Genomic DNA, 20,415 nt, shown 5'->3' with positions numbered 1-20,415 from the left:
TATTTTCATTTAAAATTCTTTATTATAGCTTTCCCTCTTGGCTTGTAAAATCCCTGCAGGAGAATTTTTCACTTCTATAGGTTCTTTTTTGGCAACCATTTTATAGAAGTTATAGGCATAAATGATGTGTGATAACCACATCATGGTTCCTCCGATGGCTCTCCAAAGCCAGAATGGCGCCATACTCATCACTCCATCAATGAATGGTTTTTTATCCATCCAAATCATCCCTGTACGTGTTCCTCCTATCATAAGTGCGATAACATAAAACAACAATCCTATTAAAGCGAACCAAAAATGAAATCCCACTAAGAGTTTAGGTGGTTCTTTACCTGTAATTCTAGGAATCATGGTATAAGAAAAACCCCATAACATAAAGGTGATGATTCCGTACATGGTGAGATGGGAATGCGCCACCGTAAAATCTGTAAAGTGCCATAATAAGTTGGTGTATCTAAAGGCTTCCACTGTACCTTGAAAAGATCCTGTGAAATAAAAAATAATTCCAAGAAAATAAAACGGAAGGGTATAACTTGTCTTCAGTTTATGCCAAGCACCCTTAAATGTTAACAAAAAATTAGCTGTTCCTGCTGCAACAGGAATTACCATACCTGCACTAGCTACAATAGCAGTAGTTTGCAATCTCCAAGGAATAGCACTAAAAATAAAATGATGCGTTCCTATTAAGGTATAAAACAAAATATGTGTCCAAAATCCTAAAACGCCTAAGCTGTATGAATAAATAGGTTTATTCAGTTGCTGAGGAAGAAAGTAATACATGAGTCCGAGTGTAAGAAACATAAACCACATCCCTATTGCCATGTGCATATAGTAGCCTTGGATAATGGTTTCTCCTACTCCATTTTGATAAAAAGGCAAATAGGAAAACACTATCACGATGACTATAAAGACAGCAGATGCCGCAATGTACCAATTGGAAATATAAATCTCTTCGGTTTTGCGATGGACAATTGGTCTAAAAAAATTGTGAGCTGACAGTGCCACTCCCACTCCAAAAGTGAGCATTACGGGCCAAATATATTCTCGATATTCTCCACCTCCATTATTGATTCCTGCCATGATAAAAATAGAACCCGCTAACACCGCTATGTTCATTAAGACCATAGAAGTATATCCTTGCGTGAAGTTAAAATTCTCTTTATTACTCACTCTAGGCACTACATAATAGGCTAGTCCTACCATTGCAAGAGATGCCCAACCCCAAAAAACCATATTGGTATGTACGGGACGAAGCCTTCCAAAACTTAACCACTCCACCTGTTCTATATCAGGAACTACAAACTTTATTCCTACATATAAACCTACAGTAGTTCCCAGCACTAACCAAAATAAAGAAGTTCCCATAAACCACAAAATGAGTTTTCCTAATTCAGGAGAAACTGTTTGAGAGAGGTTTCTGCTTTTTTTAGTGGGAAAAACCCTTATCTCGCCTACCGTATTTACGTTTTTTAACAAAACATTTTGAGGAGGCATCTGCAATGGGTCTGGTAACATACTGGGTACATCTGGTGAAAAGTCAAAAGGTAGTCCTTCCTTTTGTTCTGCATTTATAAGTTCTCCATCTTCTCCAAACTCCTTTTTTCTCACCAAGTCAATATATAGGACATAGGTCTTAACAATAGCGACTACTAAAGCACCAATAATTACCAATAACAATAGTACGAGCGTAATTTGTACGCCCGACTTTTCTAACAAAGGATCCATACTTATCTTGAATTAGATTACTTACTCTTCTTAATAGAATCTAAATCGTAGGCGGTACTGTCCATAATTCTGGTAGTATCGGTATCTGGAGATTGAGGAGATGTGCCAGAAACCAAGCTATCTTGAGTCATAATAGAATCTGCTTCTACGGTTTCATTTTTGTTTTCACGTTTCTTACAGCTTCCTAATAGGAATAGCAAAAATGCTGTTGATACAATAATTGATTTCATAATTAATTCTTTTTAGATTGGTTTGATAAATAAATGAGAAACCTTAGCATAAAAAAAATTTATTGTGTTAAAAAAAAGAAACCTTCCTCTAAGGCATATTACGTATCTAATCTATTTTATTAAAAAAAATTATATTATCTCTAACCTATAAAATCATCATTACGATGAAATTTTAATAAATTATTAGATGATTATTTGATTATTATTCGTAAAATACCCACAAAACAAAATATACTTGCCTATTTATAGCTTCCCTATTTATTTATTTTTCAAAAAGAATATTCTATTGATTTAAAAAAAATACGACTATTAAATTGGAAATCTCCTTTTAACACTACACTTGCTCTTACAAAAACACAAATCATTGATTTTCAAATTACTAATAAAAAACGCCTTATTATGTATCTTTGATTTCAATAGCATTTTTTTTATAAAAAGTTATAAAAAAACAACTCTATGATTCCTAAAACCATAAAGGAAGATTATTATAAGCGGAGATAATTGTTGGTATTGGATAAATTTGAAGATGAAGAATGATGGTGAGGTAATATGAAAATTGGTGGATGGTGAATTTTTAGAATAGTAGAATGGGGTTATAAGAAATAAGGGACAGGATGAGAAATCCTTGCAATCTAAACTTTGTCACTTAAGGTGGAAACATTTTTTCCCCTACCCTGACTTCGAGAAATTCGTTCGCAGACCTCGAATCTCAGCTCGGTCACCTTGGGTGGAAAATTATAAATTCTGAAAAGTTTTGGATATTTTGAAGAGACGGATTAGAAATATGGATAATTGGTTGGTTAAATATCAAATCGTCAAAACTTCCAGACCTATATTTTTATACTCTGCATTGTCGTTTTCATGCATTGTTCTACCCATAGACTTTTTCTGTAGAGAAATCATTTTATATCGTCTCGAACTCATTGACAACACCACCGCTAATTTTCAAAAAATAACCAACCATTAATTATATATAAAATACAAATAATTGTATAAATTTTTGTAAAACCCTTCTCATAACTTTGGCCAAAACCCATTTAATAATATTATTATGAAAAATCAGAAAAATTTAGCAGAGTCCGTATCGAAAAATTTGAACGATATATTTATAGAGGGACTTAAGGATATGTATTGGGTAGAAAATACATTGGTAAAGACTCTTCCAAAAATGTTTGAAAATGCAAGGGACACTCGACTTAAAACCGCCATTAAAGACCACCTTGCTCAAACTAAAGAACATGTTACCCGTCTGGAGCAAGTTTTTGAACAATTGGGAGAAAAAGCAGAAGCCCAAAAATGTTTCGCCATGGAGGGAATACTGAAGGAAGGTGACGAAATTTTAAAAGACACCGAAGAAGGAGCAGTTCGAGACGCCGCAATCATTGCCGCCTCTCAAAAGGTTGAACATTATGAAATTACTTCATATGGTACCCTTTGTGCTTACGCCAAAACACTTAATGAAAGAGCAGCATTAGATTTACTCTTGAGAACATTAGGTGAAGAAAAAAAATCTGACTGTTTATTGAGTTCCATAGCAGATACCAATCTTAATTCACAGGCCATGACGGATCTGTTGCCATCTAAAAATATGAAAGCTGTTTAACTTTTCACAATAAAATTATGAAACCTAACGAAAAAGAACCCTTTGAAAACGGTGCAAATCCTAAACAGGAACAATTGTCACAATATACCACAGATACCCAAGGAGAATTTATGACGACCAACCAGGGACTGAAAATCAATGACGATCAAAATTCATTGAAAGACGGAGAACGAGGCGCGACTCTGCTTGAGGATTTTATCTTAAGAGAAAAAATTACCCATTTCGACCACGAAAGAATCCCTGAAAGAATAGTACATGCAAGAGGGTCAGGTGCCCATGGTTTTTTCGAGTTATATCAGCCTATGGGAAAATATACCAAGGCAAAATTTTTAAATGATACCTCTTATAAAACGCCCGTTTTTGCCCGTTTTTCTACTGTTGCAGGAAGCAGAGGCTCGACAGATATGCCCCGTGACATTCGTGGTTTTGCGGTAAAGTTCTATACACAAGAGGGGATTTATGATCTCGTGGGCAATAATACACCTGTATTTTTTATTCAGGATGCGATGAAATTTCCTGATCTTGTACATGCCGTAAAGCCAGAACCAGACAATGAAATTCCGCAAGCGGCTTCCGCTCATGATACTTTTTGGGATTTTATCTCTCTTATGCCAGAATCCATGCACAACATTATGTGGCTTATGAGTGACCGAGCTATTCCTAGGAGTTTGCGAACCATGGAAGGCTTCGGCATCCATACCTTTAGATTTATTAATGAGGAAGGAAAATCTCATTTTGTGAAATTTCATTGGAAACCTTTGCAGGGAGTACTTTCATTGGCATGGGACGAATCTCAGCGAATTGCGGGAAAAGACACCGATTTTCACCGTCGCGATCTTTGGGAAGCCATAGAAGCAGGTCATTATCCTGAATGGGAACTTGGCGTACAAATTATTCCAGAGGAAGATGAACATAAATACCCATTTGATTTATTGGATCCCACTAAAATCGTTCCTGAAGAAATGGTTCCCGTAGAAATTATTGGAAAAATGACCCTTAACCGAAATCCTGATAATTTCTTTGCTGAGACAGAGCAAGTGGCCTTCCATCCTGGGCATATTGTTCCGGGAATTGATTTCAGCAATGATCCTTTGCTTCAAGGTAGACTTTTTTCCTACACCGATACACAGATTTCAAGGCTTGGAGGCCCTAATTTCCACGAAATCCCCATCAACAAATCCATCCACGAAATTACCAATAATCAGCGTGACGGCATGCACAGAATGCAGGTTAACAAAGGTAAAGCACATTACCATCCCAATTCGATTGGCGGAGGCTGTCCTTTCCAAGCGATGATGAAGGAAGGTGGATTTCATTCTTTCAATGAACGTGTGGATTCGTCAAAAATTAGGAAAAGAAGCCAGAGTTTCTTTGACCATTTCAGTCAACCTGCTCTATTTTATAATAGTATGACCCCTCATGAGAAGCGACATATTCAAAATGCGTTTTCCTTTGAACTCGGAAAAGTAAAATGGGTTCCGATTCGCCAAAGAGTCGTCAACATGCTTTTGGAAGTGAGTGTAGAATTGGCCACCATCGTTGGAAATCATCTTGGCCTGACTCCACAAAAACTTCCGCAGCCTATTACAGGAAGTATTCCTGCGGACGGAAATCTGGAAGAATTTTATTCATTTAGTAATAAACTCCCTATAGATAAATCTCCAGCTGTAAGCCAAGCTGATAAATTACCTACCAACATCAAAGCAAGAAGAATTGCCCTTCTGACTGCAGATGGCGTAAATGACACCGCTTTTACAGAAATTAAAAAACAACTTTGCGATATGGACGCCGTAGTGAATATCATTGCCCCAAAACATGGATTTGTCACTACAAAAAGTGGTGATATGTATCCCGTTTGTGAAAGCCTCCTAACGGCAGCGTCCGTAGTTTTCGATGCAGTTTATATTGCAGGCGGAGAGAGTGTTGCTTCACTTTCTTCGAATGCGGATGCCCTGCATTTTGTAGCGGAAGCCTTCAAACACTGTAAGCCGATTGGTGCAGATGTGGATGCTGCAGAATTATTACTTAAAGCGATTCCACAGATAGAATTACCGACCAACGGAGTAGTAACGGATGGGAATCTTGATGGTTTTGTAAGTGCTATCCAAAAGCATCGATTTTGGGAACGAGAGGAAGATCCAAAAGTTCCTGCATAAATTAAAATATCTAAATAGAACCCTACTTGATGTAGGGTTTTGTATTTAGTATTGTGCTCATTATTTCTAGGTTTTAATTACTAAACTGAGAGTGTGTTTAATGAGAGTGTTTACTAACTGTATTCTATTACTATAATGGGGTAACGCATAAAGCTGTACCCCTTTGCAAGGAATGCATCTTACCTTATATTCAAATATAGAAAATAAGGAATACTGAGACGTAACCCATTAAATAATACGTTTTGGAATACGAAGACCTCTCTCTTTGGCAGTGTGAATAATTTCGATTATAAAACTAGCCCCGGACAGTGGTGATTTTGGAGTCTTGACGAGGTTATTAAGAACTGTACAATTTAGTGTTTTTAAAGGTAATGGATTAGAAACCTATGACATCGGATTTTTATGCTCATCTATAGCTTCAACATAAACAATTTTCTTTTCCCCGACCCTGACTTCGGCAAGCTCAGTTACCATGGGAGGAAAATTGTTGTACTTAAAGTCACGGATTAGAAATCCGCCTTTACTTTGTATTTAGTGAAACAAAAAGTGTTGAATGTCTCTAAAGCCTTTATTAGATCTGAAAATCTATCATTCTATCTAAAGTCATTCAACGGTTATCAAAGAGAATGCAGAGGACTAATGCGTCATATAAGCCTATGAGCTTTGCGGATTTCATAGTTCACCTCTGCTTTTCTTTGAATAAATTTAGTTCTTTTTATAGAATACAAAGTAAAGGCGGATTTCTAATCCGTGACACGATAAGCGAAAATCTACTGACTTTGTGCCAGCTGATTTAGATTTACAATCCAAGCAAAAATTATACTACCCCCGTTGCCCCCGCTGCGCAAAGTCTCCTGACTTTGTGCCAGTCTATTCATCATCAATTCTTTATTTACAAAATTAATTTGTTTTGCTTGTATCAATTACTGGGTTATCCGCCAATTCAACATCTAATAACCCTTTGCCTGTTACATAATTACTCGCAGATGAATAAACATAATGTTGGGCTTTTTCTACAATACCTGCTCTTATAGGATTTAGGTGTATGTAATTTAACTTATCCCACATAAAACGTAATGTATAAATTTCTTCAGCATGATTGCCATATTGCCAAAACTGGTAATTCTTATTTCTTAAATGGCTTTCTGTTGCTTTTCTGAATAAATCTAGCGTCCATTCTCTTCTACTTTCAGGTTCTGTTTGTATGGCTTCTAAAATATTTTTTGCGGTAAACTTTTTAAAATCTCTAATCAAATCTGATAGTTTACCTTCTTTAGATTGAACAATTAAATGGATATGGTTACTCATTATTACGTAACCATATAATATCATTCCCTTTTCTTTTATGCAATATTCTAATGATGAAATTACTATATCTCTATAAACCTTTCTTGTGAAAACATCTACCCAATCTACTACTGTACACGTAATAAAGTGGGGTTTTTCTTGGTCTTTTATGGTATAGCCTTCTTTCATTTTTTTATTTTTTATTATTGCTCAATATAACTGACTTCTACTATGTGTGATTGTTTTTACTTAAGTTTTCTTGGTTATTAGTTTTTATATTTTAGCATTGCTCAAAGTTGCAAACTTTGCGCAGCGGGGGATGAAGGCAAACATACGCTCTTGGTATTAAATAATATAAAATGCAAAATTGTAAGCAGAGCTTTTGCTGTTATTAGCAGAGAATCTCCTTTTGTCAATACTTACAAATTTGCATCTTAAAATTTTTATATTTTTATTTGGTTTTTGCCATAGAATGCCTTTACTTGATAGTCTCTAAAAAAACTAAAGCCAGCTTCATTTTCTTGAAGTTGGCTTTTATTTCAGTTAATAAAATAAAATCTTAATTAATCCCCAAAGCTAATTCCTACACCTTTTGCGGTTTTTACCATATCGCAATTAGGGTCTACAAAATTTGGACGGTCTATCGCTTCTTTGAATGGTACCGCAATAATATTTGGATGGCGATAAGCTACCATTTTTCCGTATTCTTCGTTGAGCACCATTTCGAATGCTTTTACCCCAAATTGCGTTGCCAAAATTCTATCATAAGCAGTTGGCGTTCCTCCTCTTTGTAAGTGTCCTAAAACCGTTTCGCGCATATCTGCCTCAAAACCAATAGATTTCAAATCGTGAACCAATTTATGAGCCACCCCTCCTAATCTTACATTTTCGTATCCTACCTCATCACTTACTTCAGAAAGCAGGCTTCCACCTTTCGGAATTGCCCCTTCTGCTATTACTACAATGGCATTTCCTTTTCCTTTATTGAATCTGCTGTTGAGTTTTTTCACTACTTTTTCGATGTCATAAGGAATTTCTGGAATCAGACAAACTTCTGCACCACCTGCAATAGCAGCGTGAAGAGCAATCCAACCGGCATATCTTCCCATTACTTCCAGTACCAAAACTCTGTTGTGGCTTGCAGCAGTAGTGACCAATCTGTCTACCGCTTCTGTTGCAATTTGTACAGCAGTCTGGAAACCAAAAGTAAAATCTGTAGCAGACAAATCGTTATCAATGGTTTTTGGAACACCAATAATGTTGAGTCCTTTTTCGTATAATTGTTGAGAAATTCTTTGCGAGCCATCACCACCAATACTGATTACGGCATCTACGCCTAAATATTGCAGTTTGCGAATCATTTCATCTGATCTGTCTACCGCTTCCCAAACTCCATCTTTATTTTTGTAAGGCCAAGCAAAAGGCCCACCTTTGTTGGTAGTTCCTATAATTGTTCCACCATCTTTATGAATTCCTGCTACGGTTTTATCATCTAAAACCATAATTTCTGTGGGTTCTTTTAAAATTCCGTCATACGCATTGATGCTACCTACCACTTCCCAATCTTTTTCTTGGGATGCTCTTTTTACCACCCCTCTCATTACCGCATTTAATCCTGGGCAATCTCCACCTCCTGTTGCTACTAATACTCTTTTCATTTTAATATAATTTCTTATCTATTTCATCAACACTTCTGTTGAAATCATTGTTTTTAAATATTTTTCAAATTTACCATTATATTTTTGTTTATAATTTGTTTTTATGAAGATATTCTAATGATTTTTGACAGTATTATTTTAAAATTAAAGGGTATAATGTATTTGGTTTATTTCTCCATTTCCGAAATTCATTTGTTGCTTTTTATCATTGCTCAAAGTTGTAAAGCTTGCAAAGTGAAGTTGATAAGCCACTATATGTGGTTCAATATCAAAAAGAAGACCGTTGTATTTTCAACAAAAATTACTAAGTTTATAATCTGAAATGCTCATTAAGGATTTATTCCAAAATGTCAAAATTTCTTTGAAGCGTAGTACGTTAATTAATATGAAACAAACAAGAATATACATAACTTTTACTTTGTTATTAATTGGAATAATTTTATATAATTATTTGAATTCAAATTTTTTCATTAATAATATGAAAACAGATTACTTTCCTAAAGAAATTAGTGGAACAATCTATGATGCCACACCAATAAAAGGAGGTGTTTTATCAATAGATATACATTCTAATTCAAAAGATGATGGGATTAGCATTAGGAATTCTGATATGATTTTCAAAAATATTAAAAATGGAACTTATTTAAAAAAAATTCCAAACACAAATAAGTGCTTTATAATAAAAGGAGATAGTATTATGTATTTTAATTGTTATGTTTTTTCAAAAGAAGATTCAGCAAAAATAGGTAAGATTAAAAATTGGAATCTTAATTTAACCAATCATTGGATATTAAAAAAATAGTAGATTTTACATGTATTAGCTACGATTTAATCTGACACAAGGCTATTTTTTATTTAAGATTGTGTTGGGTTTTGTGAGACATAAATTCTTGGAATGATCTCTTGAAAATTTGGGGGAATATTTTCCTTCCACCCGCTGCGCAAAGTCTCCTGACTTTGAGACAGCTTACTCAGATTTACAATCCACAGCAAAAATTGTACTATTCGTTAAAAATCAGTTGGTATTTCTTAGACCTTATTAGTTTTGAGTAAAATTAATAAAAAACAGCCACCCAAAGTTGATTGTTGGATGATTTTTATAACTAGAGATTTTTTTGTCTAAAAAAATAATTCTCTTACTCTTCTTCGAGTCTTGTTCGAGTCACCTTCGGAAAACTACCCCCTTTTTCCGAAGAATACCAACACTTCTATCGAAGAAGTCTCGAAGGAAAAAAAAGCATTGTGGACAAAACTGGTCAAAAGTGGACAAAACAGGACACCCAAAAATTGATTATTCCATAAATCCCTCGTATTTTAGCACTTCGAAAATTGAGAAAATGACCGTAGAACAATACATCCAAGAACGTTTACAAATCCCCACCAAAAGCATAGAAAACACGCTTCAGTTGCTTGCTGAAGACTGCACTATTCCTTTCATAGCGCGTTATAGAAAGGATAAAACTGGCAATCTTGATGAAGTTGCCATCGAAAACATTTTTAAACTCAATAAAAGTTTTGATGAAATTGTAAAACGTAAAGAAAGCATTTTAAAATCGATAGAAGAACAGAATGCGCTCACGCCTGAACTTCAACAGAAAATTACTCAAAGTTTTGATTTACAAGAACTGAAAGACCTTTATCTTCCGTACAAAAAACGCAAGAAAACCAAAGCAGATACTGCGCGTGAAAAAGGTTTAGAACCTTTGGCAAAAATCATTATGTCTCAAAAATCGGATGATGTAGAATATCTCGCTTCCAAATATTTGAACAAAGATGTTGCTAATGAAGACGAAGCCTTGCAAGGTGCAAGAGATATTATCGCAGAATGGCTCAATGAAAATCTCTACATCCGTAAAAATCTGAGAAGATTATTCCAAAGAAAAGCGGTGATTACTACAAAAGTGGTAAAAACCAAAAAAGACGAAGAAGAAGCACAGAAATTCTCCCAATATTTTGATTGGCAAGAACCATTGAACAGAACACCTTCTCACAGACTTCTCGCTATGTTGAGAGCAGAAAACGAGAGTTTTGTAAAGGTTTCGGTTTCAGTAGAAAAAGAAGAAGCTTTAGAAATCATGGAAAATGCCGTGATTAAAAGCCAAAACGATTGCGCCCAACACATAGCATTAGCCATTGCAGATGCTTACAAAAGATTGTTGGAACCTGCCATTTCTAACGAAACTTTGCAGGAAGCCAAAGAAAAAGCCGACCAAAAAGCGATTGACGTTTTTGCAGAAAATCTTCAACAATTATTATTGGCTGCTCCACTCGGTGAAAAGCGAATTTTAGCGATTGATCCAGGTTATAGAACAGGCTGTAAAGTAGTTTGTTTGGACGAAAAAGGCGATATTTTACACAACGAAACCATTTTTCCACATGCTCCACAAAACGAAACGGGAATGGCAATGAAAAAGATAAAATCTCTCGTAAATTCTTGCCACATAGAAGCGATTTCCATAGGAAACGGAACGGCAAGTAGAGAAACGGAGCAGTTCATCAAAAAAATTGGTTTTGACAGAGATTTGCAGGTTTTTGTGATTTCCGAAGCGGGCGCTTCTGTGTATTCTGCGAGTAAAATTGCAAGAGAAGAATTCCCGAATTATGATGTGACGGTTCGTGGTGCAGTTTCTATTGGCAGAAGACTTTCTGATCCATTGGCTGAACTCGTAAAAATAGACCCAAAATCCATTGGAGTTGGGCAATATCAGCACGATGTTGACCAGACTAAACTCAAGGAAAAACTAGACAATACCGTGATTTCTTGTGTAAACTCTGTGGGAATCAACCTGAATACCGCAAGTAAATCACTCCTCTCCTACGTTTCTGGAATTGGCGAAAAAATGGCAGAAAACATTGTGAATTACAGAGCAGAAAATGGCGCTTTCACGTCCAGAAAAGATTTGAAAAAAGTACCAAGATTAGGGGAAAAAGCGTATCAACAAGCGGCAGCTTTCGTAAGGATTAAAAATGCTAAAAATCCGTTGGATAATTCGGCAGTTCATCCTGAAGCTTACAAAATTGTAGAACAAATGGCGAAAGATTTGGGTTTAAAAACCAAAGAATTGATTGCCAATAAAGAGAAAATTGACCAAATTAATCCAGAAAAATATATTACCGAAGACATCGGAATTCTGGGAATTAAAGATATTCTGAAAGAGCTTTTGAAACCCGGACTCGACCCTAGAAAATCTGCTAAAGTCTTCGAGTTTGACCGAAATGTAAAAACCATCAAAGACTTGCATGTAGGAATGATTTTACCCGGAATTGTGAACAATATTACCGCTTTTGGTTGTTTTGTAGATGTTGGCATTAAAGAAAGTGGTTTGGTCCACATTTCTCAACTGAAAGATGGTTTTGTCTCTGATGTAAATGAAGTGGTAAAACTGCATCAGCATGTTCAGGTAAAAGTTCTGGAAATTGATGAAGCGAGAAAGAGGATACAGTTGACGATGATTTTGTAAAGAGCCAATTAAAAAGTAAAAATAGCCAAATTAGCAACTAATTATAGTTATTTCTTTTTCAAATTTACTTTTGGCTTGAACTAAAAGTAACAAAAGTTCAAGACTGGATTTTTATACTAATAAAAAAGCGACCTTTTGAGTCGCTTTAATTATATTTTTTCGTAAAAGTTTCAGAAATTAATTCTGATGTAAATAATTATAAATATCGTCTTTCAGATGAACTCTTTTCTTTCTTAAATCTGTAAGATGCTCATCAGTGGTGTGATTTTGTTCGCCTTCTTCGTAGTGAGAAATCAGCGCATTCACTTCTTCGTAGTTCACATACATTTTTAAGAATTTTTCATCTGAAGCTTTCAGCTCTGCGATTTTTTGAACATATTCTGGGAATTCGTGGGTTAATGTATGATTTTCCATATTGTTAAGATTAAATGGTTGAACATTTTTTTAATACATTAAAGTTACACAAAAAAAAGACAACTCTCCATATGAAAATTGTCATTTATTTAAGCTTTACAGCTGATTTTTAAAATTTTAGTGACCACAGAAGGATTCGAACCCTCACTGACGGAGCCGAAATCCGTAGTTCTATCCATTAAACTATGCGGCCAATTTAGATTTTAGATTTTAGATTATAGATTGCAAAAATAATGGTTTCCCTTTAAAAAGCAATCCTTAAACCGCCCAAAACTTGTGCTCCAAGAACTTTGTAACCTAAATAATGCTCGTATTTTTTGTTCAATAAGTTATTTCCCATTACAAAAACGGTGAAGTTTTTATTGATTTTATAATCAGCATTCAGGTTTACATCTAAGTAAGAAGGTAAAGATTCTTTGGTTCTTTCCGTAGAAGTCAATTGACTTGGCACAGCAGTATTCACCGTTATATCATAAGAATTGGTGGCTCTTTCTGACACAAAAATCCCTTTGAAACCGAGATTTAACTTTCTGTCCAACAAAGAATATTTCGCACCAATCGTGGTTTGAACCACTGGTTTATAATATACCTCATTGAGATGGTCTAATTTAAAGTTCATGAAGTGAAGTTCTGCATCTAAAACCAAATTCTGCAACGGGAAATATTGTACACTTCCTTTCACTTCGCTCAAGGTTCCGTCATCATAAACAGCCGAGAAATTATTCGCAAAATTATAAGCAGAACGATTAAGCGTATTCACATAGTCAAACAAATCATTCGCTTTAAAAAATTGCGCATTTCTAAGCTCGCTGAAACCTGCATTTACATCATATTTAAAGGTTTGGTCTACATCTCCTTTTAAACCAAGATAGAAATGGTATTTGGTTTCTGTAGGTTTCAGCACAACATCTGATACCAAAAACGGATTTTCTTGCAATAAACTCGAATAAGAATTCATTTTTACGCCACCATCTATTCCTGCATAGAATTTATACTGTTCTGTAGCTTCATACAACACTTCTGCAAAAGGAAACCATCTGAAATTGTTGGTTTTCGCTTCTGGTGTGTTTTTATCTGCATTTTTTCCGTTGATGAAAGAAAAGTCTGAACCAATCGCCAAATAAGAATTTCCTTTGTAGAAAGACACTTTCGGAGTCATGGCAAAAAGCAAATATTGGGATTCATTTTTGTTCAGCAATTCAAAAGTTGATGTTTGAGTGGATAATTTTACACCCAAATCTGCATTAATTTTCATGTCTTGCGCCGAAAAAAGTGGCAAATCATATTTCGAAAAGTTGATTTGAGCTTCACCAGAAGTTTCTTTCGCATCGAAATGGTCTGCCAACATAGACGATTTAAATCTGATGTCATTTATCCAATTGTTTTTGAAAAAATCATAATAACCATTGATTTTCAATTCATTGTAACTTTGTTTTAAATCAACATTAGCAGCTGGTTTCAAGGCGTAAATTCCATAATAATTGTAGTTATGGTTTCCAAAATCTGCGGTAATATTGGCTTTTCCCTTTTCTGTATTCGAAGTAATGAACGCTGCCACATTAAAATCACTTTGCTTAGAACTCCAGTCGTATTCTTTTTCTAAACCGTTCGTAGTGATTCCGTGAATGTCTATTCCCACTTCTGTATTTTTGTCTAATTGATGAGAAATATTTCCGTCTGCCAGAAATTTAGAATAATTGCCATAACCAACCTGAAAATAGTTTCTCTGGCTGTCTGTATTGAATTTCGGTGAAATATCTTCTCCTTCAATCGTAGACGTTTTAAATTCTGAAACCATGGGAACATTCGTGATTTTATATTCCACAGATTCCTGCTCTTTTTCTTTTGGAGGATAATTTTTCTCTGTTTTTACTGAAGTTTTTTTCTTTTCGATTTTCTTGACTTCTGGTTCACGTTTTCTGTCGAGAATCAGTCTTTCTTCTTTGATTTGAGCCAAAGAAAACTGAGAAATCCCTACTAAAACAAGAGATAATATTTTTATGTTTTTGTTCATTTTCTTTAAAGTTAAATTCATTATCAAATTACTTAATCATCGATTTCACTTCCCTTGCTTCTGAAACGATTTCTGGGAAATCCTGATAGTTTTCTATGATTTGATCACAAGTATAACTTGCTTGATAGTTGTCTTTCAAAGCCAAATAATTTCTCGCCATCAACACCAAAGCTTTTGCGCCCCAAAATTCTTCTGAAGCATAATTATTCGCTAGTTTAAAAATGGTTTCATTGGAAGATTTGAAGGCTTTTCCTTTGTTTTGATAAAACGCTTTTGCGTATAAAGCTTCTGCTGCCACTTCGGTATTTGCAGATTTTTCTAACGCTGCATAAGCAGTTTGTGCGTCTTTATCTTTGCCTTGATTCATCAAACTTCTGGCTTTAATAACCTTCGCCTGTTCTAAAACTGCTGCTGAGTTTTTAGAATATTTCAAGACTTCATTCGCATATTTTTCTGCCTGTGAAAAATTCTTTTCCTCTGCATAAATCTTCATCAATTCTATACTCGCGAAGTTTTTAATGGTCACATTCGATGAGTTGGCGAGATTTTCCAAATAAATTTTCGCTTCAGAACTGTTGTTTTCACTCAATAAAATTTGAGCAATTCTTACTTGAGCATCTTCCTGATAATCATTTTGGGCATTGGCAATTTCCCCTAAAACCAATTTGGCTTTTGTAAAATTCTTGGTTTGATAATAACTTTCGCCCAATTCATATTGTGCTTGATAGAACTTTTCGCCCGTTGGATTTTGGGTTAAAAACTTCTCGTAATTCGGGATGGCTTTTGCGTATTCTTTCTTCGCAAACTGAGATTGTGCCAAAGAAAGGTTGATTTCGTCTAAATCCGTTTGAGCAATATTTACGCCCATGTTTTTTGCAAAATATTCGTAACCAGAAGCGTCTCCGTTTTTCAAATAAATTGGTTTAGCTGCCGCTACTATTTTTTCTGCATAAGCTGTATTTTTATATTTATTTCCGAGAGCTTTAAGTTCTGCTAAAGCTTTTTCCGGTTGATTTAAGTCTTCGAAATTCTGTGCTCTGTAAATTTCTGCATTCGCAACCAAATCTTTATCAGCTCCAATTTTTATCACTTGAGAAAACGCATCGCTAGAATTTTGAAACTGATCAATCGAAGCATAAGAAGTTCCCAATTCGTAATACGCATCATCTTGATATTCAGAGTTTTTATAATTGGAAATCAATTTTTTGAGCTCAACAATTTTGGCTTCTGTATCACCTTTAAAACCAATTGCCATTGCTTTTTGGAACTGCGTGTAATCATTGGCACCTTCTGTTTTATTGTAAATTGCAATCGCTTCATTCAGTTCATTTCCTGCGTAATAAGTATCTGCTAAACGCAATTCTGCATCAGATTTAAACTCTGGTTTGGGATTTTTAAGATATTCTTTGAAATATTCTTTAGCTTTTGTGAAATTTTTAGATTTGAAGTAAGCATAACCCAAATCATAGCTCAATTGTTGCTTTTCAGGAAACTCTTCTACATTTCTGTCGAGTTTTTCAAAACCATAAATTGCAGTGGCGTAATCTTCTTTTTGATAATAAGTTTGCGCCAACCAATATTGTGCTCTTAAATTGAATGTTTTATTGAAGTTATATTTTAAACTTTTCTTGAAATTCTGTTCTGCAGCGTCTAATTCACCTTTATTAAAGAGTTCAGTTCCATAGAGAAACAAAACTTCTTGATAGATTTTTTCGGTTTGAGTATCAACTCCAGTCAATTCTTCGATGGCTTTTATCGTACCTTTGTAATCGCCAGAATACAAGTAAGATTTTACCAAAAGTTGTTCTAATTCTTTAGAATAACCATATTTTTCGAGGTAAGACTTAATAGCAATTTGCGGACTTTCAAACGGATTTCCAATATCGTAACTCAGTTTTGCGTATTGTTCGTGAGCTAACTTCGAGACGTTTTTATCGTAAGTCATGTCTTTTGCCGAACGAAACGCCGACAAAGCTTCTTGCTTCTTCCCTACTTCTAAATATGCATTTCCTAGCTGATAATAAGCATTTTGAGAAAAGGCAGAATTAGAATTGACCAACTGATTGTAATATGAAATCGCTTCGTCAAATTTTTGAAGATTTGCCGCTACAAAACCCATTTCGTACAAATCACTTTCCGAAGGGTTTTGTTGGGTTTGCAAATATGCTTTTAAATGAGGATACGCTTCTGCATATTGCTTTTGCATGAAATAACTTTCGCCAATAATTTTATGAACTTCTGCTTTATAAGCTGAAGAAATATCTTCTTGGAGCAAATCATTTCCTTCTACAATGGCTTTCTCGTAGTCCTTTTCATTAAAATACAACTGTACATAATACGGTTTTACCAACTTGGCGTACTTTTCATTATTTTTGATTTCATCAAAAAACTGAAAAGCCTTTTCGTTTTGTTGGTTGGCGTAATATAAATGTCCGAGCATATACGCAATATCACCTTTTTCTTCGGCATTTTTATACGCTTCTTCCAATGCATCAATCGCACCATTAGAATCGCCCGTCATGAATTTGGCATATCCTAATTTCAAGATATACTGTGTATTTTCCTGTTTATCTAATTGATATTGATTGACTTTTTGAAGCGTTTCCAAAGCCTTAGGAAAATCCTTTTTAGCCAAATAATAATCCGCTAAAGGCAAATTCGCCTGAGCAAAAAGTGCAGATTTAGGATAATCTTTGATAAATGCATCTAAACCATCTTCTGCATGATTCTGAGCTAAGATTACTCCAATAACATTGCTAAAAAAACGGGCAGTTTCTTTCTTAGAATTTTCAAAATTTTGGTTAAAAAAATACTGTCTAGAAAATTCGTATTGTGAAGCAGCGTAGATTTTATTTTGGTAAAGATTTTCGGCAAGGTTAAAACGATATTGTTCTTTAGCTGCGAAAAATTGTGATTGTTGAGCCATCGAAAGACCAGATAATGAAATGGCCGATAGCAATAAAATTTTATTTCTTTGATTCATTATTTTTTGATGAATTAGAATTGTAATAATTAGAACGAAAATACAGAAAACTTATTGTAGAAGCAAGTTTTTTAAGGATGAAGATTCAAATTTTTTATCTAAAAAGAGAGATAAAAAGACAAATAAATCTACATTTTTCAGATTTTTAATTACATTTGTTACTTTGTAATTTTAAAAATTAATAATGAATCAACTTTTCAGAAGAAAACATTACACTGGAAAAGAGCATAAATCTGAATTGATTAGAGCTCTCGGTACTTGGGACATTGTATTTTTTGGTTTAGCTGCCATTATTGGAGCTGGGAGTTTCAGTAGTTTAGGCGAGGCTATTTTCCGAGGCGGACCTGGTGTAATTTCCCTCTATATTATTTGTGCTGTTGCATGTGCTTTTACTGCGATGTCTTATGCAGAATTTGCCAGTAGAATTCCTACTGCAGGAAGTGCCTATACTTATGCTTATGCCAGTTTCGGCGAGTTAATCGCTTGGATTATTGGTTGGGCGCTGATTATGGAATATTCCTTCGGGAATATTTATGTCGCTTTTTCTTGGAGTGATTATTTTACGTCTTTTGTAGAAAGATTAGGCTTTGGAATTCCAGATTATTTGACGACCAGTTATACCGAAGCCAAAAAAGCATTTATGGCAGGTTCTCAAAATCAAGAATTGGTAAACGCATGGAAATCTGCTCCCATCATTGCTGGAATTAAATTTATCGTAGATATTCCTGCTCTGATTATCAATGCTTTAATCACTTGGTTGGTTTATATCGGGATTAAAGAAAGTAGAAATTTCAATAACTTATTGGTTATCTTAAAGTTAGCCGTAATATTTTTAATTATTGCTGTAGGTGTTTTTTATCTCAATGCAGAAAATTGGGTTCCTACGAACAATGAAGGTGTAAAATCTTTTATGCCCAATGGTTTCACAGGAGTCATGAGTGCTGTAGCTGGTGTTTTCTTTGCTTACATTGGTTTTGACGCATTGAGCGTGCTTTCTGAAGAAACCAAAAATCCTGAAAAAACTTTACCAAAAGGAATGATTATTTCTTTGGTTTTGAGTACTGCAATTTATATTGTTTTGACATTAGTATTAACAGGAATTGTAGATTATAGAAAATTTGAAGGAATCGGCGATCCATTATCTTTTATTTTCGCTCCTCAAAATGCCAATATTCCTTGGATGGAATTTGTGGTTTCTGTAACCGCTATTGTTGCGATTACTACGGTTTTGTTGGTTTTCCAAATGGGACAGCCAAGAATTTGGATGAGTATGAGTAGAGATGGATTAATGCCGAAAAAATTTGCAGAAATTCACCCGAAATATAAAACACCAAGTTTTGCTACCATTATCACGGGAGTTGCTGTTGGTTTACCGATTTTATTTACTGATAAAACCTTTATTTTAGATTTTACCAGTATTGGGACAATTTTCGCATTTGTATTGGTGAATGGAGGAATTTTATTGATGCCGCAAAAGGAAAAATTAAAAGGCAGATTTCATTTGCCTTACATCAATGCTAAATATATTTTCCCTGTATTATTTATCGGTGGATTAGTAGGCTTCTATTTTTGGCAGCCAGAATTTTTCCATAATTTATGGAACATTACAGATGAGCATGAAGGTGAATTTAGGCTTTCTATCATCATTTTCTTAATTATTAATTTAGCTTTAGTAGTATTGTCTTATCTCAAAAACCTTTCTCTAATACCATTATTAGGTTTAACTTCTTGTCTTTATTTATTAACAGGAATGACACATAATAACTGGTTTTGGTTCGGATTATGGTTTATTATAGGATTAGGAATCTATTTCTTCTACGGAAAGAAAAATAGTAAGTTGAATCCTGAGAATATAGAATAAAAAAAGCGGCTCAAAAATTTGAGCCGCTTTTTTTCGAATAAGATTTTATAGTTTTTCTAATTGACCAACTTTTTTCCAATTAGCATCTTTTTCTAATGATACAGCGATGTATACCTCCCCACCTTTGCTTTTATTAAAAGCAGTTCCTTGCTCTAATTGTGCATTAACTTCACTTGGTGATAATTGATAGATTGCTCCAGTAATTGGGTCAATAATAACTCCGATTAATCCACCGAAAATAATATTTCCAAGATACCAAGCATTAAATTTTCTTGTTAATTTGGTTTCGTAAGGTTTAAAACCTTCTAATTTAATTACAACATTGTGATCTTTATTTCTCTCTAATTTAGTTTGGAAAGGTGTTTTTCCTACTTCTACTTCATTAATAAAAATAGACGCATTAGCAGGAGTAGAATTAAAGCTCACTTTTTGAGTAGTTCCTGATACAATCGTTGCACAGCTTGTCATCATCAAAGCAGAAGCCATTGATAAAGCAAGAATCGTTTTTTTCATAGGTTTTTGATTTAAAAATTTATTATTTAGTTTTGTTGAAGACTGATTTGTGGAAGTTGAGAAACATCTCCATCATATTTATAAAAAGAGATATTCATTCTATAGCATGATGAAACAATAGAAGGTTCAGTTACCTGATTTATTTTTACAATATTCGCTCCTATTTCTCTGGCTCTTTTTCTCGCTTTGGAAAGATTAGAATAGTAATCACAGTCGGTAGAAAAACCACTATCTCCAAAGGAAATAAATCCTAATTTCTCTGCATTTACAGGAACATTATGTTTTACTTCTAAAATAGCGATTTTAGCATCTATTGGTAAGTAAGAATAGTTTTTTGAAATGCTTTCATTGATAACTGCACCACAAGAACTAAGAAATAATGAAAATAAAAAAGATAGAAAATAGAGTTTCCTCATGAATATTAGTTTTTCCAAAGATAAAAATATCTCTTTATTATGCAAAAAACCTTCAAATGATTTTTGAAGGTTTTTATATAATTAACTGAATTTC

Annotated in this window: 14 protein-coding genes and 1 tRNA gene; 5 read left to right on the top strand and 10 right to left on the bottom strand. The window is 34.4% G+C overall.

Annotated features, from left to right (window positions below; genetic code table 11):
• Window positions 1–9: 9 nt before the first annotated feature.
• Window positions 10–1,725 carry a cbb3-type cytochrome c oxidase subunit I gene (locus tag C3729_RS02250; RefSeq protein WP_104792641.1) on the bottom strand — a complete coding sequence of 572 codons (1,716 nt, stop codon included), beginning with the start codon at window positions 1,723–1,725 and terminating at the stop codon, window positions 10–12.
• Window positions 1,726–1,742: 17 nt separating this feature from the next.
• Window positions 1,743–1,925 (bottom strand): hypothetical protein, encoded by a 183-nt coding sequence (locus C3729_RS02245; RefSeq protein WP_133159932.1) that lies wholly within the window; start codon window positions 1,923–1,925, stop codon window positions 1,743–1,745.
• A 1,081-nt stretch (window positions 1,926–3,006) separates the two neighbouring features.
• Between C3729_RS02245 and C3729_RS02240 the strand changes: the two genes are divergently transcribed.
• Both C3729_RS02240 and C3729_RS02235 read left to right on the top strand, forming a co-directional pair.
• Window positions 3,007–3,558: a ferritin-like domain-containing protein gene (locus C3729_RS02240; protein WP_104792639.1), complete on the top strand. Its 552-nt coding sequence runs from the start codon at window positions 3,007–3,009 to the stop codon at window positions 3,556–3,558.
• A 17-nt stretch (window positions 3,559–3,575) separates the two neighbouring features.
• Window positions 3,576–5,714: a catalase gene (locus C3729_RS02235; RefSeq protein WP_104792638.1), complete on the top strand. Its 2,139-nt coding sequence runs from the start codon at window positions 3,576–3,578 to the stop codon at window positions 5,712–5,714.
• Window positions 5,715–6,614: 900 nt separating this feature from the next.
• Here C3729_RS02235 and C3729_RS02230 read toward each other — a convergent pair.
• Window positions 6,615–7,190: an REP-associated tyrosine transposase gene (locus C3729_RS02230; protein ID WP_104792637.1), complete on the bottom strand. Its 576-nt coding sequence runs from the start codon at window positions 7,188–7,190 to the stop codon at window positions 6,615–6,617.
• 374 nt (window positions 7,191–7,564) lie between these two features.
• Window positions 7,565–8,659 (bottom strand): 6-phosphofructokinase, encoded by a 1,095-nt coding sequence (locus C3729_RS02225; protein WP_104792636.1) that lies wholly within the window; start codon window positions 8,657–8,659, stop codon window positions 7,565–7,567.
• 478 nt (window positions 8,660–9,137) lie between these two features.
• Between C3729_RS02225 and C3729_RS02220 the strand changes: the two genes are divergently transcribed.
• Window positions 9,138–9,461, top strand: coding sequence for a hypothetical protein (locus C3729_RS02220; protein ID WP_133159931.1), 324 nt, complete (start codon window positions 9,138–9,140; stop codon window positions 9,459–9,461).
• 535 nt (window positions 9,462–9,996) lie between these two features.
• Window positions 9,997–12,120, top strand: a complete 2,124-nt coding sequence (locus C3729_RS02215) for a Tex family protein (protein ID WP_104792634.1) — start codon at window positions 9,997–9,999, stop codon at window positions 12,118–12,120.
• Between the two features lie 177 nt (window positions 12,121–12,297).
• On the opposite strand, the gene C3729_RS02210 is transcribed toward C3729_RS02215, so the two are convergent.
• The 4 genes from C3729_RS02210 to C3729_RS02195 form a co-directional block, all read right to left on the bottom strand.
• Window positions 12,298–12,534 carry a YdcH family protein gene (locus C3729_RS02210; protein WP_069798662.1) on the bottom strand — a complete coding sequence of 79 codons (237 nt, stop codon included), beginning with the start codon at window positions 12,532–12,534 and terminating at the stop codon, window positions 12,298–12,300.
• Window positions 12,535–12,655: 121 nt separating this feature from the next.
• Window positions 12,656–12,727 (bottom strand) — tRNA-Arg (locus tag C3729_RS02205).
• Between the two features lie 51 nt (window positions 12,728–12,778).
• Window positions 12,779–14,548 (bottom strand): TonB-dependent receptor, encoded by a 1,770-nt coding sequence (locus tag C3729_RS02200; protein WP_104792795.1) that lies wholly within the window; start codon window positions 14,546–14,548, stop codon window positions 12,779–12,781.
• A 28-nt stretch (window positions 14,549–14,576) separates the two neighbouring features.
• Entirely contained in the window at window positions 14,577–17,531 is a 2,955-nt protein-coding gene (locus C3729_RS02195; RefSeq protein ID WP_104792633.1) for a tetratricopeptide repeat protein, read from the bottom strand.
• A 184-nt stretch (window positions 17,532–17,715) separates the two neighbouring features.
• Between C3729_RS02195 and C3729_RS02190 the strand changes: the two genes are divergently transcribed.
• On the top strand, window positions 17,716–19,392 hold the full coding sequence (locus tag C3729_RS02190) for an APC family permease (RefSeq protein ID WP_104792632.1): 1,677 nt from the start codon (window positions 17,716–17,718) through the stop codon (window positions 19,390–19,392).
• 45 nt (window positions 19,393–19,437) lie between these two features.
• On the opposite strand, the gene C3729_RS02185 is transcribed toward C3729_RS02190, so the two are convergent.
• Both C3729_RS02185 and C3729_RS02180 read right to left on the bottom strand, forming a co-directional pair.
• Window positions 19,438–19,905 carry a PEGA domain-containing protein gene (locus tag C3729_RS02185; RefSeq protein WP_104792631.1) on the bottom strand — a complete coding sequence of 156 codons (468 nt, stop codon included), beginning with the start codon at window positions 19,903–19,905 and terminating at the stop codon, window positions 19,438–19,440.
• Window positions 19,906–19,931: 26 nt separating this feature from the next.
• A complete protein-coding gene (locus C3729_RS02180) occupies window positions 19,932–20,321 on the bottom strand; it encodes a hypothetical protein (protein WP_104792630.1) in 390 nt (129 codons plus the stop codon).
• Window positions 20,322–20,415: the final 94 nt, after the last annotated feature.

It is taken from the genome of Cloacibacterium normanense (assembly GCF_002943105.1).
Classification (GTDB): domain Bacteria; phylum Bacteroidota; class Bacteroidia; order Flavobacteriales; family Weeksellaceae; genus Cloacibacterium.
This window is presented reverse-complemented; position numbering and strand designations above follow the sequence as displayed.